Raw genomic sequence first — 25,976 nt, forward strand, 5'->3', positions numbered from 1 at the left:
CCCGCATAACGAACAGTTGTGCGGGGGTTTTTGCCTTTGGGGACGAGACATTCCTGGCTCCGACAAAAGAAAACGGCCCCGAAGGGCCGTTTGACGTTGAGCGACGACTGAATCAGTCGGCGTACTGGCCTGCAGCCTTGATAACCGGCGTCCACTTGTCGATTTCGGCTTGCACAAACTTCTTGTGCTCGGCAGAACCCACACGGCTGTCGGTGACGACGACAGCGCCCAGCGCTTCCTGGCGCTTGACGAAGTCAGCGTCCTTCAGCGCGGTGCGCAGCGAGGCGTTGACCTTCTCCAGGACGGCGGCCGGAGTGCCCTTGGGGGCATAGAGGCCGTGCCAAATGGTGACGTTGAAGCCCTTCAGGCCGGATTCATCCAGAGTAGGCAGCTTGGACAGCGCCGGCGTCGTGAGGCGCTGCGTGGTGGTGACGGCAAATGCCTTGACCTTGCCGGCCTCGATCTGGCCCGAGGTATTGGTGGTCTGGTCGCACATGATGTCGACCTGGCCGCCCAGGATGTCGTTCATGGCCGGGGCGGTGCCCTTGTAGGGCACGGTGGTCATGTCGCTCTTCATCGTCGACTGCAGCAGCAGACCGCACAAATGCGAGGCCGCGCCCAGGCCGGCATTCGCCAGGTTGACCTTGCCCTTGTTCGACTCCAGCCACTTCACCAGCTCGGCGTAGTTGTTGGCCGGCAGGGTGGGGCGGCCGATCAGGGTCATCGGCACCTCGTTGACGAGACCGAGGTACTCGAAGTCTTCCATCGTCTTGTACGGCAGGCTGCGGTACAGGGCGGGCGAGGTGGCCATGCCGATGTGGTGCAGCAGCAGGGTGTAGCCGTCCGGTGCAGCCTTGGCGACCTTGGCGGCGCCCAGCGTGCCGCCGGCGCCACCGACGTTTTCGATGATGATGGTGCCGCCCAGCGGCTTGCGCAGGGCTTCAGCGAGGTCACGCGCCACCTTGTCGGTGGGACCACCGGCGGTGAACGGGACGATGATCGTCACCGGGCGGGTGGGGTATTGCGCAAACACTGCGGCGCTCACCGCAGCCAATGCGCCGCCAATCAAAAACTTTTTCATCATGGAACGAAGCTCCTTGGTTTGAGGTGCATGCGCACGGTGCGTGATGCTAGACAAGCACGCGCCGCCGGGTCGTCGGGGACTACGTAGGGAGTGGCCCGATGTCCACCCCTCATGCGACAAAATCCGCACCTTGCGCTGCGCTCAGCGGTAGCTTCGCTTGTCCTCGATGACCACACCGTCGTTGGGCAGGCTGCCGTCGGCCACCAGCTGCACATCGGCGCGCAGCTTGGTGACGTCGCGCACGCTGGCCGCCAGCTGTTCGGCCAGCGGGCCGCTGGGCCCCTCCTCGGTCACCTCGGCATGCAGTGTCATGCGGTCGTTGGCCATCTCGCCCTCCACCACCAGCCGCGCGCGGCCCACGGCGGGGTGGCGCCGCAGCACCTCGGCCACCTGGCTGGGATGCACGAACATGCCGCGCACCTTGGTGGTCTGGTCGGCACGGCCCATCCAGCCGCGGATGCGGGTCTGGGTGCGGCCGGTGGGACAAGGGCCGGGCAACACCGCGCTCAGGTCGCCGGTGCCAAAGCGGATCAGCGGATAGTCGGCGTCGAAGGTGGTGACCACCACCTCGCCCACCTCTCCGTCGGCCACCGGGTCACCGGTGCCGGGCCGCACGATCTCGACGATGACCTCTTCGTCCAGCACCAGGCCTTCCCGCGCCTCGGTTTCATAGGCGATGAGGCCCAGGTCGGCAGTGGCATAGCACTGGAAGGCCGCCACGCCGCGTTCGTGCAGCCAGTCGCGCAGGGACGGCGGAAACGCCTCGCCGCTGACCAATGCCTTGCGCAGCGACGGCAACGCCAGCTGCTGCTCGGCGGCCTTCTCGAGCGCGATCTTGAGGAAGCTGGGCGTGCCGCAGTAGCCATGAGGCCGCAGCTCGGCCATCGCCTGCAGCTGCAGCTCGGTGTTGCCGACGCCGCCAGGGAACACGGTGCAGCCGAGCGCCAGGGCACCTTCTTCCATCATGGCGCCGGCGGGGGTGAGGTGGTAGCTGAAGCTGTTGTGCACCAGGTCGCCGGCGCGGAAGCCAGCCGCATGCATCGCACGCGCCAACCGCCAGGAATCGCTGCTGCGACCCTGGGGCTCGTAGAGGGGGCCGGGCGACTGGAACACCCGCTTGGCCGGGCGAGGCAGGCGCAGGCCGTTCCAGCCCGCAGCGGCAAAGCCGGCGAAGGGATCGCCCGCCGCCACACCGTCCGCAAGTGCATCCGGCCGCGCCTGGCGGTGAGCCTGCTGCAATGCCAGCAGTTCATGTTTGCGGAGCACCGGCAGGCGGGCCAGTGCCTCGCGCGAGGTCACCGAGGCGGCGTCGATGCCGGCCAGCCGCAAAGCCTGGGCTGGGCTTTGCGCTTTCGCCTGCGCCAGGTGCGCGGGCAGCGCGGCCATCAGCGCGGCTTCGCGCTCGGCAGGGTCGCGTGTCTCCAGCGCGTCGAAATGCTCGGCAGCCTTCATTCGTCGTCGCGCCAGCGCGCCAGTTGGGATTTCACGTGGTCGACGAAGCGACGCACATCGGCGCTGGACGCCAGCCGGTGCGTCGTCCACTCGGGCGTGCGGGCGGGCCGCCTGACCAGGCGCGCTTCCAGGGTGGTGTCGGTGGCGGCCAGCTCGGCCACGGCCAGGCCGGCCAGCTCGTAGCGGTCGCCGCGTTCGGTCAGGCGCAGGTCGCGCAGCTGGCGCTTGAGCTGCACCAGCGCCTCCGCCGGCTTGAAGGCCGGCAGGGCGAAGAAGTCGGGGGTGTCGGACATGGGCTGCAGCCCTCCAGGAAAGTTCAGGCCAGCCAGCGCTTGCGGCGCTTGTAGCTCTTGACGTCGCGGAAGCTCTTGCGCCCCTCGCCGCCGGTGCCGAGGTAGAACTCCTTCACGTCCTCGTTCTCGCGCAGCGAGGCGGCGGGGCCGTCCATCACCACGCGGCCGCTCTCGAGGATGTAGCCGAAGTCGGCATAGCGCAGGGCCATGTTGGTGTTCTGCTCGGCCAGCAGGAAGGTGACGCCTTCCTTGGTGTTGAGGTCCTTCACGATCTCGAACACCTCTTCCACGATCTGCGGCGCCAGGCCCATCGACGGCTCGTCCAGCAGCACCATGCGCGGGTTGGCCATGAGCGCGCGGCCGATGGCGCACATCTGCTGCTCGCCGCCCGAGGTGTAGGCGGCCTGGCTGGTGCGGCGGGTCTTGAGTCGCGGGAAATAGGCGTAGACCTTCTCCAGCGTCTCGGCCACCGCGGCGCGGCCGTCGCGCCGGGTGTAGGCGCCGGTCATCAGGTTCTCTTCGATGGTGAGGTGGGCAAAGCAGTGCCGGCCCTCCATCACCTGGATCACGCCACGGTCCACGAGGCTGGCTGGCGTGAGGTTCTCGATGCGCTCGCCGCGCAGCGCGATCGAGCCCTTGGTGACCGCGCCGCGCTCGGCATGCAGCAGGTTGGACACCGCGCGCAGCGTGGTCGTCTTGCCGGCGCCGTTGGCGCCCAGCAGCGCGACGATGGCGCCTTCCTCCACGCGCAGCGACACGCCCTTCAAGACGAGGATCACATGGTTGTAGATCACCTCGATGCCGTTGACGTCGAGGAAGTCGCGGCGGCCGGCTTCGGCCTGGGGCATGGCTGCGGGTTGCATGCGATGGCGCTCAGCAGCTGCGGGGCTTGATGTTCTTGTCCTTGGCGTACTTGGCGGACATCTCCTTGACCAGCGGGTCGATCAGCGATTGATCGGCCTGGTACCAGTCGGAGGTGATGTTCCACTTGCCGCCGTCCCACTGGACGATGCGGGCCCAGTCGGTGCCCATGTGGTTGCTACACGAGGTCTTGACCGGCCGCATGATCTCGCCGAAGCCCAGGGCCTTGAGCCGGTCGGCGCTGAGGTCCAGGTTCTCGAAGCCCCACTTCACCTGCTCGGGCGTCAGCGTCTTGCCCTTGCCATACTTCTCCTGGGCGGTGCGGATGGCTTCCACCTGCAGCATCGAGATCATCATGCCGCGGGTGTGGGCCATCACGCCCACGCTGCTGTCGTTGCTGGCGGTGCCCTGGCCCTTCTCGTAGACGAACTTCTTCAGGTCGTCATGCACCTTGTCGCGGGCCGCGCTGTTGTGCACGGTGATGGCGTTGTAGCCCTTGGCACCGGCACCGATGTCCTTCACGTCGTGGTCGGAGCCGGCCCACCAGATCGCGTACATCTTCTCCCGCGGGAAGCCGCTGGCCTGCGCCTCGCGGATGCCGGCGGGCGTCATCACGCCGGCCGACCAGAACAGCACATAGTCGGGCCGCTGCTGGCGGATTTGCAGCCAGGTGGACTTCTGCTCCACGCCGGGCGGCGTGACCGGGAACAGCGCCAGCTCGAAGCCGTCCTTGGCGGCGCGCTTCTGCAGCAGCGGGATCGGCTCCTTGCCGTAGGGCGAGTCGTGGTAGACGAGGGCGATCTTCTTGCCCTTGAGGCTGCCCTTCTCCTTCTTCAGGATGTCCTGGATCATCACGTCGGCGGCCGTCCAGTAGGTGCCCAGCAGCGGGAAGTTCCACTCGAACACCGTGCCGTCCACCGACTGCGACAGGCCATAGCCCAGCGTCTGGATGGCCACCTTGTCGTTGAAGGCCTTGTCGGTCACCGCGAAGGTGATGCCGGTGGACTGCGGGTCGAAGCCCGAGGCGCCGGTGCCCTTGGTCTTCAGCCGCTCGTAGCACTCCACGCCCTTGGCGGCGTCGTAGGCGGTCTCGCATTCCTCGAACACCAGCTTCACGCCGTTGACGCCGCCGTCACGTGCATTCACCAGCTTCAGGTAGTCCTGCTTGCCGTCGGCCCAGGGAATGCCCAGCGGCGCGAACTGGCCGGTGCGGTAGACCAGCAGCGGCACGAACTGCTCGGCGGCCTGCGCCTGCACGGCGGTGGGTGCGGTGCCAAGCGACAGAGCGGCAGCGAACGCCGCAGCGGTGAGGGAGAAGGAAGCGAACTTCATGGTGGTCGGTCTCCGGTGTGTGTGTCTGTTATGGGTCTGGCAGGAATCAATGGGGGAAGGGCCACAGGCGCAGCTTCTCGCGGGCGGTGAGCCACAGGCGCGCCAGCCCGTGCGGCTCCACGATCAGGAAGAACACGATCAGCGCGCCGAAGATCATGTGCTCCAGGTGCGAGGCGGTGGCGGTCGACAGCGGCAGCCCCAGCCAGTGCGGCACGTAGTTCAGCAGCAGCGGCAGCAGCACGATGAAGGCCGCGCCGAAGAAGGCGCCCGAGATGGAGCCCAGCCCGCCGATGATCACCATGAACAGCAGCTGGAACGAGCGGTCGATGCTGAAGGCGGCCGGCTCCCACGAGCCCAGGTGCACGAAGCCCCACAGCGCGCCGGCCACGCCGACGATGAAGCTGCTGACCGCAAAGGCCGACAGCTTGGCGTACACCGGCCGGATGCCGATCACGGCCGCGGCCACGTCCATGTCGCGGATGGCCATCCACTGGCGGCCGATGGCGCCACGCACCAGGTTCTTGGACAGCAGCCCGAACACCACCACGATGGCCAGGCACAGCAGGTACTTCTGCGCCGGGGTCTCGATGGGCATGCCGAGGATGGACAGCTCGCGCACGCTGACCGAGCCGGACGACGAGTTGTTGGTGACCCAGGGCACGCGGTTGGTGAACCAGTCGGTGAAGAACTGCGCCGCCAGCGTGGCCACCGCCAGGTACAGCCCGCGGATTCGCAGGCTGGGGATGCCGAACAGCACGCCGAACACCGTGGCGCACACGCCGCCGCCGATCAATGCCAACAGCAAGGGCATGCCGTCGATGCGCACCTGCAGGTTGTAGGCGGCATAGGCCCCGATGGCCATGAAGGCGCCGGTGCCCAGCGAGATCTGGCCGCAGTAGCCCACCAGGATGTTCAGGCCCATCGCCGCCAGCGACAGGATGAGGAAGGGGATGAGGATGGCGCGGAAGGCGTAGTCGCTGGCGACGAAGGGCACCGCGACGAAGGCCAGCACCAGCAGCAGCTGGATCGCCACCTTGTCCTGCAGCACGGGAAAGATCTGCAGGTCGGTGCGGTAGGTCTGCTTGAACTGACCGTTCTCACGATAGAGCATGGAGGTCTCCGGTGGGGGTCAGACGCGGTCGATGATCTTGTCGCCGAACAGGCCTTGCGGGCGGACGAGCAGGAAGCCCAGCGCCAGCACGTAGGCAAACCAGTTCTCGATGCCGCCGCCGAGGAAGGGGCCGAGGTAGATCTCGGACAGCTTCTCGCCCGAGCCGATGATCAGGCCGCCCACGATGGCGCCGGGCACCGAGGTGAGGCCGCCGAGGATCACCACCGGCAGCGCCTTCAACGCCACCAGCGAGATGCTGAACTGCACGCCCAGCTTGCTGCCCCAGATGATCCCGGCCACCAGCGCGACGATGCCGCCGATGGACCACACGATGACCCAGATGCGCGACAGCGGGATGCCGATGGACTGTGCGGCCTGGTGGTCATCGGCCACGGCACGCAGCGCGCGGCCGGTGGCCGTCTTCTGGAAGAACAGCGACAGGCAGGCCACCAGCACCGCCGACACCAGCGCGGCATACAGGTCTTCCTTGCTGAGCAGCAGGCCGCCCTGGAACGTGTTCTCGAACAGGATCATCGGGTCCTTGGGCATGCCCACGTCGATCTTGTAGGTGGCGCTGCCAAAGATCAGCTGGCCCGCGCCGTCGACGAAGTAGGTGATGCCCAGCGTGGCCATCAGCAGCGCGATGGGCTCCTGCCCGACCAGTTGCCGCAGGGCCAGCCGCTCGATCAGCCAGGCCAGCACGATCATCACGCCGATGGACACGATGATGGCCAGCACGTTGGCCAGCAGCGCGCTGCTGAAGCCGAACCACTGCGGCAGCCACTCCGAGAAGCGCGCCATCGACAGCGCCGCGAACAGCACCATCGCGCCCTGCGCGAAATTGAACACGCCGCTGGCCTTGAAGATGAGCACGAAGCCCAGCGCCACCAGTGCGTACAGCATGCCGGCCATCAGGCCGCCGAACAGCGTTTCGAGAAAAAAGCCCATGCGCTACTCCTGCGGCGGCCGGTCAATCTGAGGTGCCGAGGTAGGCACGCACGACGTCTTCATTCACACGCACCTCGTCAGGCGTGCCGTCGCCGATCTTCTTGCCGTAGTCCAGCACCACCACGCGGTCGGAGATGTCCATCACCACGCCCATGTCGTGCTCGATCAGCACGATGGTGGTGCCGAACTCGTCGTTCACGTCGAGGATGAAGCGGCACATGTCCTGTTTCTCCTCGACGTTCATGCCGGCCATCGGCTCGTCGAGCAGCAGCACCTGCGGCTCCATCGCCAGCGCACGGCCCAGGTCCACGCGCTTCTGCAGGCCATAGGGCAGGCGGCCCACCGGCGTCTTGCGCCAGGCCTGGATCTCGAGGAAGTCGATGATGCGTTCCACCTTCTCGCGGTGGGCGATCTCCTCGCGCTCGGCCGGGCCCCAGCGCAGCGCCTGCAGGAAGATGTTGCTCTTCATGCGCAGGTTGCGGCCGGTCATGATGTTGTCCAGCACGCTCATGCCCTTGAACAGGGCCAGGTTCTGGAAGGTGCGGGCCACGCCCATCTCGGCCACCTGGCGCGAGTTCATGTGCTTGAAGGTCTGGCCGCGGAAGGTGATGGCGCCTTCCTGCGGCTGGTACACGCCGTTGATGCAGTTGAGCATCGAGCTCTTGCCGGCCCCGTTGGGGCCGATGATGGCGCGCACCTCGTGCTCGCGCACGTTGAAGCTGATGTCGGTGAGCGCCTTCACGCCGCCGAAGCGCAGGCTGATGTTGCGCACGTCCAGGATGACCTCGCCGATGCGGCGGCCGCCGGTGTCCGTCGGCTGCTGCGCCGCCGGCAGCGCGCCGCTGCCTTGTGCGGGCGGCTGCGTGGTGAACATCGCACCCGGTTCGATCGCTTGTGCCGCGTGGCTCATCAGGCTGCCTTTCCAACGGGTGCGAAGGTCTTCGCGTCGATGATCTTCAGGGTGGCCGAGACCACGCCGGTGCGCCCGTCCTCGTACTTCACCGCGGTCTCGATGAACTGCTCGGACTTGCCGCCGTACAGCGCATCCACCAGCACCGCATAGCGGTCGGCGATGAAGCCGCGGCGGACCTTCCGGGTGCGCGTCAGCTCGCCGTCGTCGGCGTCCAGCTCCTTGTGCAGCACCAGGAAGCGGCTGATCTGCGAGCCGGCCAGGCGCTCGTCGCTGGCCAGGTCGGCATTGACCTTCTCCACGCAATCGCGGATCAGCTCCGTCACCTCGGGCTTGGCGGCCAGGTCGGTGTAGCCGGCATAGGGCAGGTTGCGCCGCTCGGCCCAGTTGCCCACCGCCTCGAAGTCGATGTTGATGAAGGCGCACACGCGGTCGCGGCCATCGCCGAAGGCCACCGCCTCCTTGATGTGCGGGAAGAACTTCAGCTTGTTCTCCACGTACTTGGGCGCGAACATCGCGCCGTCGTTGGGGCCGCCGGCAATGCGGCCCACGTCCTTGGCGCGGTCGATGATCTTCAGGTGGCCGCCGGCGTCGATGAAGCCGGCGTCGCCGGTGCGGTACCAGCCGTCCGACGTCAGCACCTCCGCGGTGGCGGCGTCGTTCTTGTAGTAGCCCTTGAGCAGCCCGGGCGAGCGCACCAGGATCTCGCCGCTGGGCGTCACCTGGATCTCCACGCCATCGATGGGCACGCCGACGGTGTCGGCCTTCACCTCATGGTCGGGCTGCAGGCACACGAACACGGCGGTCTCGGTGCTGCCGTACAGCTGCTTCAGGTTGATGCCGATCGAGCGGTAGAAGCTGAACAGGTCGGGCCCGATGGCCTCGCCCGCGGTATAGGCCACCCGCACCCGCGACAGGCCCAGCGTGTTGCGCAGCGGGCCGTACATCACCAGGTCGCCCAGCTTGTACTTGAGCTTGTCGAGCGCGCCCACGGGCTGCCCGTCCATCAGCGCCGGGCCCACGCGCTTGGCCAGGGCCAGGCAGCGGTGGAACAGCCAGCGCTTGAGGCGGCCGGCGTCCTCCATGCGGATCATCACGCTGGTGAGCAGGCCCTCGAAGATGCGTGGCGGCGCGAAGTAGTAGGTGGGGCCGATCTCCTTCAAGTCGATCGTCACCGTGGCGCTGGACTCGGGGCAGTTCACCACGTAGCCGCAGGCCAGCCACTGCGCATAGCTGAAGATGTTCTGGCCGATCCACGCGGGCGGCAGGTAGGCCAGCACCTCTTCCTGCGCCGTGAGCTTGTCGAAGCTCTGGCCGGCACGCGCGCGGTCCAGCAGCGAGGCATGCGTGTGCACCACGCCCTTTGGATTGCCGGTGGTGCCGGAGGTGAAGAACATCGCGGCCACGTCGGTGGCCTGTGCCTGCGCCACCTCGGCATCGAAGAAGGCAGGCTGGCGCTGGTTGAACTCCTGCCCTTCGGCCAGCAGATCGTCGAGCGAGGCCATGCCCGGCTCGGCGTAGCTGCGCAGGCCGCGCGGGTCGTCGAACCACAGGCGGGTGAGCTGCGGGCACTGGGGGCGGATCTCGATGAGCTTGTCGAGCTGCTCCTGGTCTTCCACCACCGCGAAGGCGATCTCGGCGTTGTTGATCGGGAAGACGAACTCCGCGCCCACCGCGTCCTGGTACAGCGGCACCGGCACCGCGCCGATGCTCTGTGCGGCCAGCATGCTGGCATACAGCCGCGGCCGGTTCTCGCCGATCACCACCAGGTGCTGGCCGCGGCGCAGGCCGGCCGCATGCAGGCCCGCGGCCAGCGCACGCACCATGTCGGCCAACTGCTGCCAGGTGAGCGTCTGCCAGATGCCGTATTCCTTCTCGCGCAGCGCCGGCGCCGTGGGGCGCTGGCGTGCGTGTTCGAGCATCAACCGCGGAAAGGTGTCTTCCAAGGCATGTCTCCTTGTGTTGAAAGCACTGTAGGAAAGAAATTGACGCCCGCTTGTCGTTCTGACGACAATCCTAGGGACAGCCCGCCCCGGTGCTTTCCCGCATGAACCCGTCCAGCGCCCACCATCGCCCCGGCTCCGCCTTGCGTGCCCGCGCCCGCGCCGCGACCGCGGCCGAGCTGTCGATGGTGCCGTGGCTGCAGGTGCTGGATGACGAACACCGCGCCCGCGTGGTGGCCGACCTGGAGGTGGCCGATGCCGACCCCGGCGACTTGGTGTGCAAGATCGGCCGCCGCGCCAACTACTGGTTCGGCGTGGTGGATGGGCTGCTCAAGATGACCAACGACGCCTCGGTGGAGGCCGCCATCACCTATTCCGGCCTGCCGCCAGGCGCCTGGTTCGGCGAGGGCACGCTGCTCAAGCGCGAGAGCTACCGCTACAACATCGAGACGCTGCGCCGCAGCGTGGTGGCCGGCCTGCCGATCGACACCTTCGAGTGGCTGCTGGAGCGCAGCATTCCCTTCAACCGCTACTTGATGAACCAGCTCAACGAGCGGGTGAGCCAGTTCATCGCCGCGCGCGAGACCGACCGCCTGACCGACCCGGACAGCCGCGTGGCACGCAGCCTGGCCGGGCTGTTCCACCCGGTGCTGTTTCCCGGCGTGGGCACGCTGCTGCGCATCACGCAGCAGGAGCTGGCCTACCTGGTGGGCCTTTCGCGCCAGCGGGTGAACGAGGCGCTGCGCGTGCTGCAGGCCGCCGCGCTCATCCGCGTGGAATACGGCGGCGTGCAGGTGCTGGACCTGGAGGCGCTGCGCCGCTACCGGCGCTAGCCCTGCAGCCCGTACTTGCGGATCTTGTCGTTCAGCGTGGTCTTGGCCACGCGCAGCGCCTTGGCGCTGTGGGCGATGTTGCCGCCGTTGCGGGCCAGCTCGGCCGCGATCAGGCTGCGCTCGAAGCCCTCCACCATCTCCACCAGCGAGGCACTGGCGTCCGCATGCTCGCCAACTGCGGCGGGGCCGGCGCCCAGCACATCCTTGCGGATGCCCAGCACCAGGCATTCGGCCACGTTGCGCAGCTCGCGCACGTTGCCCGGCCAGGAATGAGCCATCAGCCGCTGCATCTGCTCCACCGTCACCGGCGGCTGGGTGCGGCCATAGCGGCTGGCGGCCAGCAGCATGAAGTGCTCGGTCAGCAGCGGGATGTCCTCGCGCCGCTCGCGCAGCGGCGGCAGCTCGATCTGAACCACGTTCAGCCGGTAGTACAGGTCGGCGCGGAAGGCGTTCTCGCTGGCGCGCTGCAGCAGGTCGTCCTTGGTGGCGGCCACCACGCGCACGTCCACCGGCACGCTGTGGTTGCTGCCCAGCCGCTCGATGCGGCGGTCCTGCAGCACGCGCAGCAGCTTGATCTGCATGCCCATGGGCATGCTCTCCACCTCGTCCAGGAACAAGGTGCCGCCGTTGGCGTATTCGATCTTGCCCACGCGGCGCTTCTGCGCGCCGGTGAAGGCACCCGCCTCATGACCGAAGAGCTCGCTATCCAGCAGGTTGTCGGGCATGCCGCCGCAGTTCAGCGCCACGAAGGGGCCTGCCTTGCGCACCGACATCTCGTGCAGGCTCTGCGCCACCACCTCCTTGCCGGTGCCCGTCTCGCCATGGATCAGCACGTCCACCGGGCTGTCGGCCACCTCGCGGATCAGCTGGCGCACCCGCTCGATCTGCGGTGAGCGGCCCATCAGCCGGCCTTCCAGCCCGCTACGGGTGTCCAGCATGCGGCGCAGCGTGGCCACTTCCATCGTCAGCGCGCGCTTTTCCATCGCGCGGCGCACCACCTCGGTCAGCGTCTCTGGCGAGAACGGCTTGGGGATGAAGTCGTAGGCGCCGCTGCGCATGGCCTCCACCGCCAGGCTCACGTCGCCGTGGCCGGTGATCATGATGACCGGCAGGCCGTCGTCGATCTCCCGGCAATGCCGCACCAGCGACAGGCCGTCGGCGCCGGGCAGGCGCATGTCGGTGACGATGACGCCGGCAAATCCTTCCTGCACGCGCTGCAGCGCGGCCTCGGCGTTATCCACCGCGTTGACCGGCAGGTCGGCCAGCTGCATGGCCTGCACGCAGCCCAGCTGCACATGCGGATCGTCCTCGACGATCAGAACGGATAGATCGTTGGTCATGGAATCGATGTCTCCTGCACGGTGGCGGCGGCCGGCAGCCGCAGGCTGAAGCACGCACCGCCGTCCGGGTGGCCGTGGGCCACGATGTCGCCGCCGAACTCGCGGGCAATGTCCCGCGAGATGGCAAGCCCCAGGCCCAGCCCGGCGCCTTGTGTCTTGGTGGTGAAGAAGGGCTCGAACAGATGCGACAGGATGGCGGGGTCCAGCCCCGCGCCGCTGTCGATCACGTCAATGCGGGCCCAGCGCTCCACCGCATCGCCGGGCGCCGCTTCCTCGTAGCCGGCGGCCAGCGTCAACGTCTTCACCGGCTGGCCGTCCATCGCGTCGATGGCATTGCCCACCAGGTTGATCAGCACCTGCTCCAGCCGGTTGGCGTCGCACCAGGCGGTCACCACGCCGGTCTCGCAGAGGTTGACCACCTCCACATGTTCCTTGCGCAGCCGCAGGCCGAACAGGAACAGCGCATTGCCGATGGCCACCGCCACGTCGGTGCGCGCCGGCAGCGGCTCCGACTTGCGGGCGAAGCCCTTGAGCGGATGGATGATGCCGCCCATCTGGTCGGCCAGCCGGGCGATGATGCCCAGGTTGCCCGACAGCGTGTTCATGTCGCCGCGCTTGAGGAACTCGATGGCATTGCCCGACAGCGTGCGGATGGCGCCCAGCGGCTGCGTCAGTTCATGCGTGATGCCGGTGGCCAGCTGGCCCAGCACGGCCATCTTGCCGGCATGCACCAGCTCGCTCTGCGTGGCGCGCAGCGTCTTCTCGGCCTGCTCGCGGTCGGCCACCTCCTTTCGCAGCCGGTCGTTGGCTGCGGTGAGGTCCAGCGTGCGCATGGCCACCTTCTGCTCCAGGTCGGCATTGGCCCGCTCCAGCAGCGCACGCGACTCCAGCCGCTGGCGCTGGATGCGCCGGCGCTGCGCGATGAACAGCGCCAGCAGCAGCAGGAAGGCCGCCACCACCGAGGCCATCATGCCGTTGAGCGCGGCGGCGGTGCGCACCTCGCGCAGGTCCAGGAACAGCATCACCCGCCAGTCCATGCCGTCCAGCGGGCGGCTCATCACCAGCATGCCGGTGCCGGTGGCCCGTCGCAGCATCTGCTGCTGGCCGCCGGTGCCCGGGCCGTCCAGCAGCTGGCCGTCCTCGCCGATCCACAGCATCGGCGACAGGGGAAACGCCCGGATGCGCATGCTGTTGTACATGCGGGTGAGCAGCAGGTCCACGCGCCGCTCCACTGGCAGATCCACCAGCGCGGTGTAACGCCAGCCGGGTTGGGACGAGTGGATCACCACCTGGTTGGCATCGGCCAGCAGCGCCGGTGCACCCACCATCTGCCAGGTCTGGTCGATGGGCTCGAGGCTGATCTTGATGGCGGCCACGCCGATAACGCGCGCGCCGTCGCGGATGGGATGGGACACGAAGTAGCCCGGCTCGCCGCGAACGCCGATGGCGAAATGCCGGCCGACACGGCCGGACAGGGCTTCCAGGAAATAGGGGCGGAAGGACACGTCCTCGCCCACCCGGCTGTCGTCGCTGCGGTCGGCGTTGCTGGAAGCCAGCACCACGCCGCGGTCGTTCAGCACGAAGGCCGACATGCTGCCCACGTGGGCATTCAGCCGGCGCAGGTAGCTGTCGGCGGCCTGCACGCGGCGCGGGTTGCCCGGCTCGCGCAGCAGGTTCAGCACGTCATGGCTGAGCTGGATGGTGGCCGGCACATGCTCCAGCCGCTTGACCATGCCCTCCACCGCGGAGGCGAACAGGTCCAGCCGGTGGTTGGATTCGGCACGCAAGGTGGCAATGCCGCGGTTCTCGCTCAGCGTGAAGCCGAGCCAGGCACTGCACACGATGAGGCCGACGGCCACCGCACCCCACAACAATCGGCGCCATACCGGCAGGACCAGCCTGCCAGGCGCCTCGGGTCCGATCACTTCTCTGCGTACTCTTCCATCGGCTTGTCATTCGGATTGGCCCATGCCGCCTTGGTGGCATCGGATGCCGGCAGGCCCACCTTGGTGTTGGTGGGCGGAATCGGCTGCATGAACCACTTGTCGTACAGCTTGGCCACGTCGCCCCGGGCGATCTGGGCCTTGATGCTGTCGTCGACCGCCTTCTTGAAGGCCGGGTCGTCCTTGCGGATCATGATAGCGATCGGCTCGACCGACAGCACTTCACCCACGATCTTGAAGTCGGCCGGGGCCTTGGACTTGCTGATGTTGCCCGCCAGGATCTGGCCGTCCATCACGAAGGCATCGGCGCGGCCCGATTCCAGCAGCAGGAAGGAGTCGGAGTGGTCCTTGCCCATCACCTCCTTGAACTCCAGCCCGCTGGCGCGGCGGTGCTTGCGCAGCGTCTGGACCGAGGTGGTGCCGGTGGTGGTGGCGATGGTCTTGCCCTTCAGGTCCTCGATCTTGTTGATGCCCGAGTTGGCCTTGACGGCGATGCGCACCTCTTCCACGTAGGTGGTGACGGCGAAGGCCACGTCCTTCTGGCGCGTGGCATTGTTGGTGGTGGAGCCGCACTCGATGTCCACCGTGCCGTTGGTCACCAGCGGGATGCGGTTCTGCGAGGTGACGGGCTGGTACTTGATGTCCAGCTTGCTCATGCCCAGCTGCTTCTGCACGTCCGCCAGCACGTTCTGGCAGATGTCGTAATGGAAGCCGGTGTACTTGCCGTCGCCCAGCGTGAAGGCCAGCGCGCCGGACGACTCGCGGGTGCCGACGGTCACCGTGCCGGTGTCCTTGATCTTCTTCAGCGTGTCGGCATGTGCGGTGCCCAGCGCCAGCAGCGCAGCGATCGCGAACAGGGTCTTGGTCATGGGAGTCTCTTCTTTCGTCTCAGGGGTCGGTGGAGGGGTCACAGGGGCTTGTCCGACGGGGATCGGTACAGCTCCAGCAGGGCATCGGAAGGCGGCCAGTTGAGGTTCAGCCCCTTGGGTGGAATGGGCCGCTGGAACCAGCGGGCGTAGATGCGCAGGGCCTCGCCGTCCCGCATCAGGCGGGTGAGCTCGCGGTCGACGATGCGCTTGAGCGTCACGTCGCCCCGGCGCATCATGCAGCCATAGGCCTCGGCGGACATCGGCGTGCCGACCACGATCCAGTCCTCGGGATGCTGGGCCTTGGCCCGCTCGCCGTAGAGCAGCGCGTCGTCCATCATGAAGGCCTCGGCACGGCCCACCTCCAGCAGCTGGAAGGACTCGCCATGGTCCTTGGCCACCACGATGTTGATGGTGCCGCCCAGCCTCTCGTTGTAGGTGCGCAGCAGCCGCTCGGAGGTGGTGGCGGCGGTGACCACCACGCTGCGCCCGGCCAGGTCGGGGAAGTCCTTGATGCCGGAGCGGCGGTTGGTCATCAGCCGGGTGCCGATCACGAAGATGGAGGTGGAGAACGCCACCTGGCGCGCCCGTTCCTCGTTGTGGGTGGTGGAGCCGCATTCGATGTCCACCGCGCCGTTCTGCACCAGCGGTATGCGGTTCTGCGGCGTCACCGGCACCAGCTTGATCGTGAGCGCCGGCAGCTTCAACTCGGTCTTGATGGCGTCCAGCAGCTGCAGCATCAGCTCGTGCGAGTAGCCCACCACCTGGCGCTTGCCGTCGTAGTACGAGAAGGGCACCGACGACTCGCGGTGGCCCAGGCTGATGGTGCCGGTCTCGGAGATCTTGGCCAGCGTGTCGTTCTGCGCCCGCAGCGGCAGGGCCAGGGCCCATCCACAGCACAACACCAGCACGGCACGAAAGACGGTTCCAGACATCGACGACACGACCACGGCAGCTCAAACCCACGACGGACGCATTGTGTGCACGAGGCGTGCCAGCGCCGGGCGGGGGGACGTGCAGCCGCTTTCCCAGGGATATCCCTTGGCTGCCGACCGCCATGCCGGCCCTGGCGGCACGACCTGCTCTGCAGCGGTCGCGCGGGCCGGACGGAAATCCGTCGCGCCCTGGCGGCAGGTGTCGGAAAACCGCCTGAGGCACGCCGCCGGTAACGGCCGGCCGGCAAGGCCTGCCAAGGCATCCGGGGCCGCCGCAAGCGGCCGGCCCTGCAGCCCGCCTGTCACTTGGCTGTCATAGGCAAACACGGTGTGCAGTGCCCGAGTTGTCTAGACAAGTGGAGCGGCACTGCTGCGATGCAGCGTGAAGGCGCTGTGAAGCATCGTGAAGCACTTGGCACAGTTCGAGCAATGCAGTGCCCATCGGCCGCCCGGCCGTCGATGCCGTTGCGGTGTCGTTCCATAGCCTTGGAGATGGGAACTGATGTTCAAGCCGACCTGCCCCTCGAAGCTGTCCGCAGCGCTGGCGCTGGCCTTTGCCAGCATGGCGATGCCGGCGCACACCGCGGACTCGCATGCCCATGACGACGGGGGTGCGGTCCTGTCGATCATCGTGCCGTATGCCAACGAGAACCAGCTGGCCTTCGCCACCAAGCTGCTCGACCATCCGTACGTCGACCAGAAGAAGATGCAGATCCATGCCGAGGTGGCGCCGGCCGAGATGGAGGCCTTGAAGGCCGCCGGCATGGCACCGCAGATCAACGAGGCCGAAACCGCCCGCATCCAGCACTTCATCCAGTCGCGCGCCCAGGACGTGAAGTCCGGCGGCATCGCGCGCGCGCTGGGCGTGGCCAAGCCGAGCAGCATCGCCAACGGCGTGCATGCCTGCTACCGCACGGTGGAGCAGATCTACCAGACCTACGACGAACTGGCGGCGAAGTACCCCAAGCTGGTGAAGATCCAGACGCTGGGCAAGAGCTGGATAGGCGCGGAGCAGGACAAGTCGGCTACCAGCCGGCCTACCTTCTACGACCTGCTGACGAAGTACCTTCCCGAGTCCGCGCTTGCGTTGTTCGACAAGGCCTTGCTGCCCGCCGATGCGAGCCCGATCAAGGCCATCATCGTCGGCAACTTCGAGAAGCAGGACGCGCAGACGGAGCGGCCGCCAAACATGGTGTGGACCGGCGGCATCCACGCGCGTGAATATGCTCCGCAGGAAGTTGGCATGAAGTTCATCGAGTGGCTGCTGGCCAACTACGAGTCCGATGCCAATGCCCGCATGATGGTCGACACCAACCGCTACCACTTCATCGTGCATAACCCTGACGGCCGCAAGTTGGCCGAGCAGGACGCGAACGCCCGTCAGCGCAAGAACATCAATTACGAAACAGCGGAATGCACAACGGCGGGTAGCGACGGGATCCCGAGGACCCTTGATTCGGGCGTCGATCTCAACCGCAACTATCCATTCGGTTGGGCCACGGGCGGAACGGGAGGCTCGGACAGCAATGTGTGCGGCGCCACCTACCGCGGCGTCACCCCGGCTTCCGAGCCCGAGACCCAGGCCGTGCTGAACTACATGCGTGGCACGTGGAACCAGGCGGCCTGCAAGTGGGAAGGCGGCGCGCTGCCCGACGGCCGACCGAAGAGCGCGGAGTACTGCAACCCCGAGAACCGCAGCAGCAACACCGGCGAGCTCGACTGGAAGACCGGCGCCAGCGACGAGTACGGCGGCGGCGTGTTCATCGACCTGCACAGCAATGCCCGCGCGGTGCTGTGGCCCTGGGGCGTGGAGCGCACCGAGAACGACTTCAACACCCACACGCCCAACAACAAGGGCATGGCCGTCATCGCGCAGCGCCTGGCGTACCACAACAACTATTCGTCGCAGCAGCTGCTGAGCTACAACACCGAGGGCACCACCAAGGACGCTGCCTACGGCTACCTGGGCGCGCCGGCCTACACGGTGGAGATGGGTCGCTCCTTCTACGAGGACTGCGGCGTCTTCGAGCGTGAGACCTACCCCGAGAACTTCAACGGCTTCCACTACCTGAGCCGTGTGCTGCACCGCGTGTACAAGCTGCCCTTCGGCCCCGACACCGTCAACGTGGTGATGGGTGCCAGCTCGGTGCAGTCCGGCAACAAGGTGGCGGTGACCGCCACCGTGGACGACAACCGCTACCGCTACAGCAACGCCGGCCAGTCGACCATCAAGCCGCCGCCGTATCCGGTGGTCTACAACATCGCCAGCGCCAAGGCCTACGTCAACAAGCTGCCGTGGGAAGCCGGCGCCGTGGGAGTGGAAATGAAGCTGAGCGAATCCGCCCAGGCCCGCTCCGACTTCCCCGATGCCACCAAGACCGCCACCGGTGAGATCGACACCACGGGCCTGCCTGCGGGGCGACACATGGTCTACGTGCAGGGCACCAATGCCGACGGCAAGCCCGGTGCGGTGTCGGCCGCCTTCCTCGACGTGACGGCCGCGCCGGCCGACGCGGATGACGACGACAGCGGCGGTGGTGCGCTGGGCTGGTTCGACCTGGCCGCCCTGGCCGCCGGCCTGGGCGCGATCGCCGGCCTGCGTCGCCGCCGCAACCACTGATCTCCAAGAACACGAGGACAAGCCATGAATCTGACAAACAAGCGCCTGCTGAACGCGCTGTGCCGCGCATCGGTCGCCGCTTCTGTGCTGTCGCTGGCCGCCTGTGGCGGCGACGGCGATGATGACAACAACACTGCACCGCCGCCGCCTGCGCCCACCGCGCAGCTCAGCGGCGTGGTGCTGGACGGCGCGCTGGCCAATGCCAGGGTGTGCCTGGACCTCGACGATAACCGCGCCTGCGATGCCGACGAGCCCAGCACCACCACCGCCGCCGACGGCAAGTTCACGCTGACGGCCGAGGAGGCGAAGCTGCCGCTGCACACGGTGCTGGCCGTGGCCACCGCCGGCACCACCACCGATGCCGACTACGGCGCCATCACCCAGGGCTACACCCTGGCGGCGCCGGCCGGCAAGGGCGCGGTGATCACGCCCTACACCACGCTGCTGGTGTCCGAGCTGGACGGCGGCCGCGCCGAGAACCTGGTGCAGGCCGAGCGCGACCTGCTGGACCGCATGGTGGGCATCGCCGGCGACGTGGGCGGCCTGACGGTGTACGACAGCTTCCTGCCGGTGGCCGACGAGGTGGCGGCGCAGGCCACCAAGCGGGCCAAGATGTATGGCGTGGCCCAGCTGCTGGCACGCGGCTTTGCCGAGACAGCGGCCACCTCCGGCCTCACCGGCAAGGCTGCCAGCAGCGCGCTGGGGATGGTGGCCACCGGCTCGCTGCAGCAGGTGGCGGCGCAGGTGTCGGCGCCGCTCACGGCCGAGCAGCGCGGCACGCTGTTCACTGCGGTGAAGGACAGCCTGGTGCCCACGCCTGCCACGCTGGCCGCCAGTGCGGCCGCGGCCGCCAAGACGGCCGCCGCGCCGATCGAAGGCGCCTGGACGGGCACCAGCACGCTGCCCACCGGCGAGAGCGTGAAGGAGCTGTATGTGTTTGCCGGCGACGGCACCTACGTGCATCGCGTCATCGAAACCAGCGCGCCCACCACGGCCACGCAGTTCGACAACGGCTTTGGCTACCGCTATGGCCGCTACAGCTATGCGGCCGGCACGCTCACCACCACGGTGATCGAGGCGCAGGAGGTGTCGGGCCCGAAGGCGGGCGCCGTCACCGGCGTGACGGTGGCCGGCGACACGCTCACCGGCCCCAATGGCCTGAGCCTCACCCGCGTGGCCAGCGCCACCGATCCGCTGGTGGGCGCCTGGGTGCGGCCGGACGGCAGCAGCGAGCCCGAGGTGCTGGTGATGTTCGGTGACGGCACCTACGTGCACAGCACCTTCTACTACCAGAACGACCCGCAGACCGGCACCGCCAGCCCGCTGGAGACCGCCAAGTCGGCCGGCATGCGCAAGGGCGCCTACGCTCGCGAAGCGGCGGGCAGCACGGTGGTGAACTTCGGCGAGACCACGGTGGCCTTCAACGGCAACCTGGCCATTCCCAGCAACCCGGGCGTGGGCACGGTACAGCCGGACGGCAGCTTCTCCATGACCGGCCTGCGGCTGGTGAAGCTGGGCACGCCCGCCGGCGCCAAGGCGGTGACGGGCCTGTCGGAAGCCACGCGTTCGCGCCTGTGGTCGGGCCGGTACTTCAGCCGCACCGTGAGCGTTGGCGGCGCCAACCGGCTGCAGTTCCTGTACGTGCGGGGACCCAACGACGTGCTGGGCTTCTTCCAGGCGCCCACCGGCAGCGACCTGACGGCAGCCTGCAACACGGCGGCCGACAACGGCGCGGTGCGTGACTTCACCTCGGTGGACCCGGCCGACGGCAAGCTCAAGCAGTTCGTCATCGGCAGCAGCGTGAATGCCTCGGCCGGCTATGACCAGCGCCGGCTGAACGTGGGCGTGCCCGGCAGCGTGGTGAGCTACACACCGGTGGCCCGGCCCACGGCCGCCGCCACGGGCAACAACACCGCGCGCTGCGTGGCACCGGTCTAGCTTGTCTAGACAGGCTCGGGCGGCCGCACCAGCGTGGCGCCCGGCAGCGGCGCCACCAGCAGGTTGGTGACGCCCGAGGCCACGTGCCCCGCCGGCACGTGGCTCGCCGCGTTCTCGATGTGGCCGGTCTGGTCGTCGAAGAAGAAGTCGGGCTCGAACTCGCGCAGGAACTCGCCCTTGGGCAGCCCGCCGAGGAACATCGCGGCATCGACATCGATGTGCCAGTCCATCAGCGTGCGGATGGCGCGTTCATGCGCCGGCGCACTGCGCGCCGTGACCAGCGCGGTGCGGATGCGCATGCCGGTGGCCGGCGCCTGTTGCTGCAGGTTCTGCAGCGCCATCAGCAGCGGCTTGAACGGGCCGGCGGCCAGCGGCGTGACCGCATGCTCGCGCTCATGCAGCTGGAAGGCGTGCAGCCCGCCGTCGCGGAACACCCGCTCCGCCTCGTCGGAGAACAGCACCGCATCGCCGTCGAAGGCGATGCGCACCTCGTTCGGATGGGCGTCGGAAGCGCGCTTCGAATGCGGGAACACCCGCGCCGCCGGCACGCCGGCTTCCAGCGCCGAGCGCACGTCCGCCTCGTTGGTCGACAGGAACAGGTGGGCGTTGAGCGGCCGCAGGTAGCGCCAGGGGCTCTCCCCGCGGGTGAACACGCCGCGCTCGATGGGCAGGCCGTAGTGCTGCGCCGAGCGGAACACCCGCATGCCCGAGACGGGATCGTTGCGCGAGAGGATGACGACCTCGGTCAGCCGCCGCGTGGGATCGTCGCCATTGAAGGCCAGCAGCTTGTGCACCAGCGAGAAGGCCACGCCGGGCCGCGCCGGCTGCTCGAGCCGCTCGAGCTGCAGCTGCATGTAGGCGCGGTCGTCGTGCGCCTCGAAGATGCGGTTCTCTTCCTCGAAGTCGAACAGCGCGCGGGAGGAAAGGGCCACCACCAGGCGGCCGTCGAGGGTGGCAGGCATGGCGTGATCATAAGGACCACGCCATGTGCGCAGGCGCCTAGTGGTGGAAGCCGATCCGCGCGCGGCGCGGGTTGGCGCCGGGCAGGTCGCGCAGCTCGATGCGGTCGCGCTTGTCCAGCCGGGCATTGCCGAAGGCGGCCATCCAGGCGCGGCGCATCTCGCGCGGCGCCATCTCCGACATGCGCTCCAGCACCGCGTCGATGGGCTCCGGCTCGAAGCGCCGGCCCCAATCGTGCGCACCGCGGATGCCGGTGTACAGCCGCAGCGCAATGCTGCGTGCCGCATCGCGGTCGGGCGCCTGCACCTCGTACACGTTCATGCGGTTGAGGATGGGCTCGGGGATGGCCCGCTCGTCGTTGGCGGTGGCCACCCAGATCACCTGGCTGGCGTCGATCGGCACCTCGGCGAACTCGTCGGTGAAGCTGTGCGCGGTGTCGTGCTCCAGCAGGCCGTAGAGCGCGCCCAGCGGGTCGTAGGCATGCTCGCCGCGGGCCTTGTCGATCTCGTCGACCACCATCACCGGGTTGGCGTAGGCGCCGTCCACCAGCGTCTCGAACACCTTGCCCGGCCGCGCACCCTTCCATTGCGACGAGGCGCCGGACAGCACCCAGCCGGCGGTCAGGCTGCTCATGGAGACAAAGCCCATGCCGGTGCCCAGCAGCTGCGCCACCTCCCGCGCGAAGTGGGTCTTGCCCACGCCGGGCGGGCCCAGCAGCAGCATCGGCATGATCTCCAGCGCGTCGCGGCTGTCGTGGCACAGGGCCAGCTGGCGCTTCACGTCGTCCAGCGCGTCATGGAAGTTGGGCAGCTCGCCGTACAGGTGTTCCATCGCCGGCAGGCCGGACGGTTTCACCTGGAAGCGCTGCGCGCCTTTTTCCAGCATGCGCTCGTAGGTGGAGCGCAGGCTTTCATGCTCCTTGGCGGGCAGCTTGGCCAGCTTGCGTTCCACGTCGTCGACGCGGTAGACGCTGCGCATCTGCGCGAGCGGGATCGATGTTCCGGACGGGACCGGAACCAGGTCGGTGGCGGGTGACAGGTCGCCCATGGAAGCCTCCTTGCTGTGCAGCTTGATTGCAGCGCAGCCGAGACCACCCCAGGGGGCGATCAACGGCGCAAACACACCGCAATTGCCTTGTTGCTGGGAGCAAGTATCGCGCCCGGTGTTCCGTGGCGCTTCAGGTCCCCACCCGATTGCGCCCGGCCTGCTGGGCGCGGGACAAGGCCTGCTCGGCCTGCTCCATCAGGTCGTCTACCGAATCGGCGTTCCCGGCCACGGCGGTGGCCACGCCCACCGTCACCCGCAGGGCGGGCGGCTCGGCCACGCCGGCCAGCGGCAGCACCAGGCCGGCGACGGCGGTGCGCACCCGCTCGGCGATGGTCACCGCGGTGTCGCTGCCGGTGTGCGGCAGCAGCACGGCGAAGCTGTCGCCGCCGTGTCGGGCCAGGGTGTCGTAGTCGCGCAGGTCGCCGCGGCAGGCGCCGGCCACGGCCAGCAGCACCTGGTCGCCGGCGGCATGGCCATGCGCATCGTTGATGTGGCGAAGGCCGTCGAGGTCGATCACCAGCACCGGCATCGGCACCTGCGCGCGCCGGCTGCGCGCGAATTCGGCTTCCGCGAACTGGAAGAACTGGCGGCGGCTGGCCACGCCGGTCAGCGGGTCGATCAGTGCCAGCCGCTCGGCTTCGCCGCGGGCCTCTTCCAGCTCATGCAGCAGCCGCACCAGCAGGCGGGCGGCCGAGGGCGCGGCCAGTGTGGCGGGCAGGGCGGCGCCCAGCAGCGGCCAGGCCCAGGCGTCCACCGGCACCCGGGCCAGGGCCAGCACGGCGGCGGCGATCAGGGCGGCCAGCGGCGCGGCCAGCAGCACCGCCAGCAGCGCCGCGCCGCGCGGGCCCAGGCGCAGCAGCCAGTGCCGGTACGGGCTGGCGGCCGCGGCGCTCACTTGACCCAGGTGTTGAGCTGGATGATGGGCAGCAGCACCGCCAGCACGATGAGCATCACCACCAGGCCCATCGCCACGATGAGCAGCGGCTCCAGCAGCGTGGCCAGCGCCATGGCGCGGCGCTGCACCTCCGCGCTCATCTGCGCGGCGGCGCGGCCCAGCATGGCGGGCAGGGTGCCGGTCTGCTCGCCCAGCCGGGCGAACATCGACAGCAGGCCGGGAAAGCGCTTCTTGCCGGCCATGGCCGAGGCCAGCGGCGCACCTTCGCGCACCCGCACCAGCGCATCCATCGCATCGGCGCGCATCGCGCGGTTGGACAGCGTCTCCGCCGCCGCCTGCAGCGCCTTCAGGATGGGCACGCCCGCGCCGGCCAGCATGGCCAGCGTGCTGGCGAAGCGCGCCGCGTTGTAGCCGCGCGAAAGGCGGCCGATCAGCGGCAGCGTGAGCCAGCCGGCATCGAAGCGCTCGCGGAAGCCCTCGTTGCGCAGCGCCACGAACAGCGCGCCGGCGCCGCCCAGCAGTGCCAGCAGCGCGATCCAGCCCTGGTGGCGCACGAAGTCGCTGATGGCCAGCATGGCCACCGTCAGGCCCGGCAGCGCCCGCTTGCTGTTGGTGAAGACGGAGGCCACCTGCGGCACCACGTAGGTCACCAGGAAGATGACGATCACCACCGCGATCAGCGACACGATGGCCGGATACAGCGCCGCGCCGATCAGCTTGGCCCGCAGTGCCTGGCGTTCCTCCAGGTCGTCGGCCATCTTCTCCAGCACGATGCCCAGCGCGCCGCTCTGCTCGCCGGCGGCCACCACGGCGCGGTACACGTCGTCGAAGTCCTTGGGCGCGCTGGCCAGCGCGCGGGCGAAGCTGGCGCCGGCATTCACCTCGCTCTTGAGGTGGGCCACCAGCTCGCGCTGGCGGTTGTCGTCGGCCTCGTCGGCCAGCGCGGTGAGCGCGCGTTCCAGCGGCAGGCCGGAGCCCACCAGGCCGGCCAGCTGGCGCGTCCACACCGCCAGGCCGGTGCTGTTGAACACCCGCCGGCCGGCCCGCGCGCCGCCGCCTTCCAACGTGGAGGTGGTGGCCTGCGCACCCACCTGCGTGACGGCCAGCGGCACCAGCTGCTGCGCCCGCAGCTGCGCACGCGCGGCGCGGGCGTTGTCGGCCTCCAGCAGGCCGGTGGACTGCTTGCCGGCGGCGTCCAGCGCCTCGAAGCGGTAGGCAGGCATCGGTGCTACGAGCGCGTGACGCGCACCACTTCTTCGGGCGAGGTGATGCCCGCAGCCACCAGCCGGTCGCCGTCCTCGCGCATGGAGCGCAGGCCGGTGGTGCGCGCAGCGGCGGTGAGCTCGCTCTCGGCGGCGCGTTCGTGAATCAGCGCGCTCACCTTGCCGTCGGCGGCCATCAGCTCGTACACGCCGGTGCGGCCCTTGTAGCCGCTCATGCTGCAGGCCGGGCAGCCCACCGGGTGCCACTGGCCATGCTCGTCCTGCCGCTTGCAGGCCGGGCACAGCTTGCGCACCAGGCGCTGGGCCAGCACGCCCAGCAGGCTGGAGCTGAGCAGGAAGGGCTCGACCCCCATGTCGGTCAGGCGGGTGACGGCGCTGGGCGCGTCATTGGTGTGCAGCGTGGCCAGCACCAGGTGGCCGGTGAGCGAGGCCTGGATGGCGATCTGCGCGGTCTCGAAGTCGCGGATCTCGCCGATCATGATCACGTCCGGGTCCTGGCGCAGGATGGCGCGCAGGGCCTTGGCGAAGGTGAGGTCGATCTTGGCGTTGACCTGCGTCTGGCCGATGCCCGGCAGCTCGTATTCGATCGGGTCTTCCACCGTCAGCACGTTGGTGGTGCTGGTGTCCACCCGGGCCAGCGAGGCGTACAGCGTGGTGGTCTTGCCCGAGCCGGTGGGGCCCGTGACCAGCACGATGCCGTGCGGCTGCTTGATCAGGCGGTCGAAGGCCGAGAGCACGTCGCCGCTCATGCCCAGGCCTTCCAGCGTGAACTTGGATTCGGTCTTGTCCAGCAGCCGCAGCACCGCGCGCTCGCCGTGGGCGCTGGGCAGGGTGGACACCCGCACGTCGATGGCGCGGCCGCCGATGCGCAGGCTGATGCGGCCGTCCTGCGGCATGCGCTTCTCGGCGATGTCCAGCTCGGCCATGATCTTCAGCCGCGAGATCAGCGCCGCATGCAGCGCGCGGTTGGGCTGCACCACCTCGCGCAGCGTGCCGTCCACCCGGAAGCGCACCGAGCTGCTGCGCTCGTAGGGCTCGATGTGGATGTCGCTGGCGCCGTCCTTCGCGGCCTGCGTCAGCAGCGCATTCAGCATGCGGATGATGGGCGCGTCGTTGGCCGCTTCCAGCAGGTCTTCCACCGCGGGCAGGTCCTGCATCAGCCGGCTCAGGTCGACCGCGCTTTCCACTTCGCCCACCACCGTGGCGGCGCTGGATTCGCCGCCGGCATAGGCGCTGGCGATGCGCTGCGACAGCGTGGCGCTGGGCTCGCGCTCGAAGGCGGCGATGTCGTACAGCCGCACCACTTCCGACAGCGCGGTGGCCGGCGAGGTGTCGCCGCAGTACAGCGTCAGCTGCTCGCCGTTGTCTTCGAGCAGCAGCGTATGGGCCTTGGCAAAGGCATACGGAAGGGGGTGCCTCGCGCTCATCGCGACTCCTTGATG

Annotated in this window: 21 protein-coding genes; 3 read left to right on the forward strand and 18 right to left on the reverse strand. The window is 68.5% G+C overall.

Annotated features, from left to right (window positions below; all coding sequences use genetic code 11):
- Nucleotides 1-112: 112 nt before the first annotated feature.
- The 9 genes from VO99_RS16850 to VO99_RS16890 form a co-directional block, all read right to left on the reverse strand.
- Nucleotides 113-1,081, reverse strand: a complete 969-nt coding sequence (locus VO99_RS16850; protein WP_046114222.1) for a tripartite tricarboxylate transporter substrate-binding protein — start codon at nt 1,079-1,081, stop codon at nt 113-115.
- A 144-nt stretch (nt 1,082-1,225) separates the two neighbouring features.
- Nucleotides 1,226-2,536, reverse strand: coding sequence for a phenylacetate--CoA ligase family protein (locus tag VO99_RS16855; protein WP_046114076.1), 1,311 nt, complete (start codon nt 2,534-2,536; stop codon nt 1,226-1,228).
- Complete coding sequence (locus tag VO99_RS16860) at nt 2,533-2,829, reverse strand: hypothetical protein (protein ID WP_046114077.1); 297 nt, start codon at nt 2,827-2,829, stop codon at nt 2,533-2,535. The genes VO99_RS16855 and VO99_RS16860 overlap by 4 nt, the downstream gene beginning before the upstream one ends.
- Nucleotides 2,830-2,852: 23 nt before the next feature.
- Entirely contained in the window at nt 2,853-3,692 is an 840-nt protein-coding gene (locus VO99_RS16865; RefSeq protein WP_232315395.1) for an ABC transporter ATP-binding protein, read from the reverse strand.
- Between the two features lie 10 nt (nt 3,693-3,702).
- Nucleotides 3,703-5,022, reverse strand: a complete 1,320-nt coding sequence (locus VO99_RS16870; protein WP_046114079.1) for an ABC transporter substrate-binding protein — start codon at nt 5,020-5,022, stop codon at nt 3,703-3,705.
- A 46-nt stretch (nt 5,023-5,068) separates the two neighbouring features.
- Nucleotides 5,069-6,133 (reverse strand): branched-chain amino acid ABC transporter permease, encoded by a 1,065-nt coding sequence (locus tag VO99_RS16875; RefSeq protein WP_046114080.1) that lies wholly within the window; start codon nt 6,131-6,133, stop codon nt 5,069-5,071.
- Nucleotides 6,134-6,151: 18 nt separating this feature from the next.
- Nucleotides 6,152-7,081, reverse strand: a complete 930-nt coding sequence (locus VO99_RS16880; RefSeq protein WP_046114081.1) for a branched-chain amino acid ABC transporter permease — start codon at nt 7,079-7,081, stop codon at nt 6,152-6,154.
- Nucleotides 7,082-7,103: 22 nt separating this feature from the next.
- Nucleotides 7,104-7,955, reverse strand: a complete 852-nt coding sequence (locus tag VO99_RS16885; RefSeq protein ID WP_375136403.1) for an ABC transporter ATP-binding protein — start codon at nt 7,953-7,955, stop codon at nt 7,104-7,106.
- A gap of 35 nt (nt 7,956-7,990) precedes the next feature.
- Nucleotides 7,991-9,937 (reverse strand): AMP-dependent synthetase/ligase, encoded by a 1,947-nt coding sequence (locus VO99_RS16890; RefSeq protein ID WP_157039602.1) that lies wholly within the window; start codon nt 9,935-9,937, stop codon nt 7,991-7,993.
- A 101-nt stretch (nt 9,938-10,038) separates the two neighbouring features.
- On the opposite strand from VO99_RS16890, the gene VO99_RS16895 reads away from it, so the two are divergent.
- Nucleotides 10,039-10,767 (forward strand): Crp/Fnr family transcriptional regulator, encoded by a 729-nt coding sequence (locus tag VO99_RS16895; protein WP_052736407.1) that lies wholly within the window; start codon nt 10,039-10,041, stop codon nt 10,765-10,767.
- Here the strand turns inward: VO99_RS16895 and VO99_RS16900 are convergent.
- The 4 genes from VO99_RS16900 to VO99_RS16915 form a co-directional block, all read right to left on the reverse strand.
- Nucleotides 10,764-12,107: a sigma-54-dependent transcriptional regulator gene (locus VO99_RS16900; RefSeq protein ID WP_046114083.1), complete on the reverse strand. Its 1,344-nt coding sequence runs from the start codon at nt 12,105-12,107 to the stop codon at nt 10,764-10,766. The genes VO99_RS16895 and VO99_RS16900 overlap by 4 nt on opposite strands.
- Nucleotides 12,104-13,966, reverse strand: coding sequence for a sensor histidine kinase (locus VO99_RS16905; RefSeq protein WP_198156971.1), 1,863 nt, complete (start codon nt 13,964-13,966; stop codon nt 12,104-12,106). Before VO99_RS16905 ends, VO99_RS16900 begins: the two co-directional genes overlap by 4 nt.
- Nucleotides 13,967-14,028: 62 nt before the next feature.
- Nucleotides 14,029-14,919 (reverse strand): amino acid ABC transporter substrate-binding protein, encoded by an 891-nt coding sequence (locus tag VO99_RS16910; RefSeq protein WP_046114084.1) that lies wholly within the window; start codon nt 14,917-14,919, stop codon nt 14,029-14,031.
- 38 nt (nt 14,920-14,957) lie between these two features.
- Complete coding sequence (locus tag VO99_RS16915; protein WP_046114085.1) at nt 14,958-15,851, reverse strand: transporter substrate-binding domain-containing protein; 894 nt, start codon at nt 15,849-15,851, stop codon at nt 14,958-14,960.
- A 502-nt stretch (nt 15,852-16,353) separates the two neighbouring features.
- Between VO99_RS16915 and VO99_RS16920 the strand changes: the two genes are divergently transcribed.
- A complete protein-coding gene (locus VO99_RS16920) occupies nt 16,354-18,471 on the forward strand; it encodes a M14 family zinc carboxypeptidase (protein ID WP_046114086.1) in 2,118 nt (705 codons plus the stop codon).
- A gap of 24 nt (nt 18,472-18,495) precedes the next feature.
- The gene (locus VO99_RS28940) at nt 18,496-20,409 is read left to right on the forward strand and encodes a hypothetical protein (RefSeq protein ID WP_052736409.1); all 1,914 of its coding nucleotides are present in this window, start codon (nt 18,496-18,498) and stop codon (nt 20,407-20,409) included.
- A 5-nt stretch (nt 20,410-20,414) separates the two neighbouring features.
- On the opposite strand, the gene VO99_RS16930 is transcribed toward VO99_RS28940, so the two are convergent.
- The 5 genes from VO99_RS16930 to gspE form a co-directional block, all read right to left on the reverse strand.
- Entirely contained in the window at nt 20,415-21,371 is a 957-nt protein-coding gene (locus VO99_RS16930; RefSeq protein WP_046114087.1) for a 5'-nucleotidase, read from the reverse strand.
- Between the two features lie 37 nt (nt 21,372-21,408).
- The gene (locus tag VO99_RS16935) at nt 21,409-22,416 is read right to left on the reverse strand and encodes an AAA family ATPase (protein WP_046114088.1); all 1,008 of its coding nucleotides are present in this window, start codon (nt 22,414-22,416) and stop codon (nt 21,409-21,411) included.
- Nucleotides 22,417-22,546: 130 nt separating this feature from the next.
- Entirely contained in the window at nt 22,547-23,311 is a 765-nt protein-coding gene (locus VO99_RS28945; RefSeq protein ID WP_052736410.1) for a GGDEF domain-containing protein, read from the reverse strand.
- Nucleotides 23,308-24,534: a type II secretion system inner membrane protein GspF gene (gspF, locus tag VO99_RS16945; RefSeq protein WP_046114089.1), complete on the reverse strand. Its 1,227-nt coding sequence runs from the start codon at nt 24,532-24,534 to the stop codon at nt 23,308-23,310. The genes VO99_RS28945 and gspF overlap by 4 nt, the downstream gene beginning before the upstream one ends.
- Nucleotides 24,535-24,539: 5 nt before the next feature.
- A complete protein-coding gene (gene gspE / locus VO99_RS16950; RefSeq protein WP_046114090.1) occupies nt 24,540-25,961 on the reverse strand; it encodes a type II secretion system ATPase GspE in 1,422 nt (473 codons plus the stop codon).
- Nucleotides 25,962-25,976 lie beyond the last annotated feature (15 nt).

The organism is Aquincola tertiaricarbonis, from assembly GCF_000969605.1.
Taxonomy (GTDB): Bacteria; Pseudomonadota; Gammaproteobacteria; order Burkholderiales; family Burkholderiaceae_C; genus Aquincola; species Aquincola tertiaricarbonis.

Bases quoted from the DNA above. Each gene is read 5' to 3' on its own strand.
- VO99_RS16850 (WP_046114222.1), bottom strand. From the start codon at position 1,081: ATGAAAAAGTTTTTGATTGGCGGCGCATTGGCTGCGGTGAGCGCCGCA.
- VO99_RS16855 (WP_046114076.1), bottom strand. From the start codon at position 2,536: ATGAAGGCTGCCGAGCATTTCGACGCGCTGGAGACACGCGACCCTGCC.
- VO99_RS16860 (WP_046114077.1), bottom strand. From the start codon at position 2,829: ATGTCCGACACCCCCGACTTCTTCGCCCTGCCGGCCTTCAAGCCGGCG.
- VO99_RS16865 (WP_232315395.1), bottom strand. From the start codon at position 3,692: ATGCAACCCGCAGCCATGCCCCAGGCCGAAGCCGGCCGCCGCGACTTC.
- VO99_RS16870 (WP_046114079.1), bottom strand. From the start codon at position 5,022: ATGAAGTTCGCTTCCTTCTCCCTCACCGCTGCGGCGTTCGCTGCCGCT.
- VO99_RS16875 (WP_046114080.1), bottom strand. From the start codon at position 6,133: ATGCTCTATCGTGAGAACGGTCAGTTCAAGCAGACCTACCGCACCGAC.
- VO99_RS16880 (WP_046114081.1), bottom strand. From the start codon at position 7,081: ATGGGCTTTTTTCTCGAAACGCTGTTCGGCGGCCTGATGGCCGGCATG.
- VO99_RS16885 (WP_375136403.1), bottom strand. From the start codon at position 7,955: ATGTTCACCACGCAGCCGCCCGCACAAGGCAGCGGCGCGCTGCCGGCG.
- VO99_RS16895 (WP_052736407.1), top strand. From the start codon at position 10,039: ATGAACCCGTCCAGCGCCCACCATCGCCCCGGCTCCGCCTTGCGTGCC.
- VO99_RS16900 (WP_046114083.1), bottom strand. From the start codon at position 12,107: ATGACCAACGATCTATCCGTTCTGATCGTCGAGGACGATCCGCATGTG.
- VO99_RS16910 (WP_046114084.1), bottom strand. From the start codon at position 14,919: ATGACCAAGACCCTGTTCGCGATCGCTGCGCTGCTGGCGCTGGGCACC.
- VO99_RS16915 (WP_046114085.1), bottom strand. From the start codon at position 15,851: ATGTCTGGAACCGTCTTTCGTGCCGTGCTGGTGTTGTGCTGTGGATGG.
- VO99_RS16920 (WP_046114086.1), top strand. From the start codon at position 16,354: ATGTTCAAGCCGACCTGCCCCTCGAAGCTGTCCGCAGCGCTGGCGCTG.
- VO99_RS28940 (WP_052736409.1), top strand. From the start codon at position 18,496: ATGAATCTGACAAACAAGCGCCTGCTGAACGCGCTGTGCCGCGCATCG.
- VO99_RS16930 (WP_046114087.1), bottom strand. From the start codon at position 21,371: ATGCCTGCCACCCTCGACGGCCGCCTGGTGGTGGCCCTTTCCTCCCGC.
- VO99_RS16935 (WP_046114088.1), bottom strand. From the start codon at position 22,416: ATGGGCGACCTGTCACCCGCCACCGACCTGGTTCCGGTCCCGTCCGGA.
- gspF (WP_046114089.1), bottom strand. From the start codon at position 24,534: ATGCCTGCCTACCGCTTCGAGGCGCTGGACGCCGCCGGCAAGCAGTCC.
- gspE (WP_046114090.1), bottom strand. From the start codon at position 25,961: ATGAGCGCGAGGCACCCCCTTCCGTATGCCTTTGCCAAGGCCCATACG.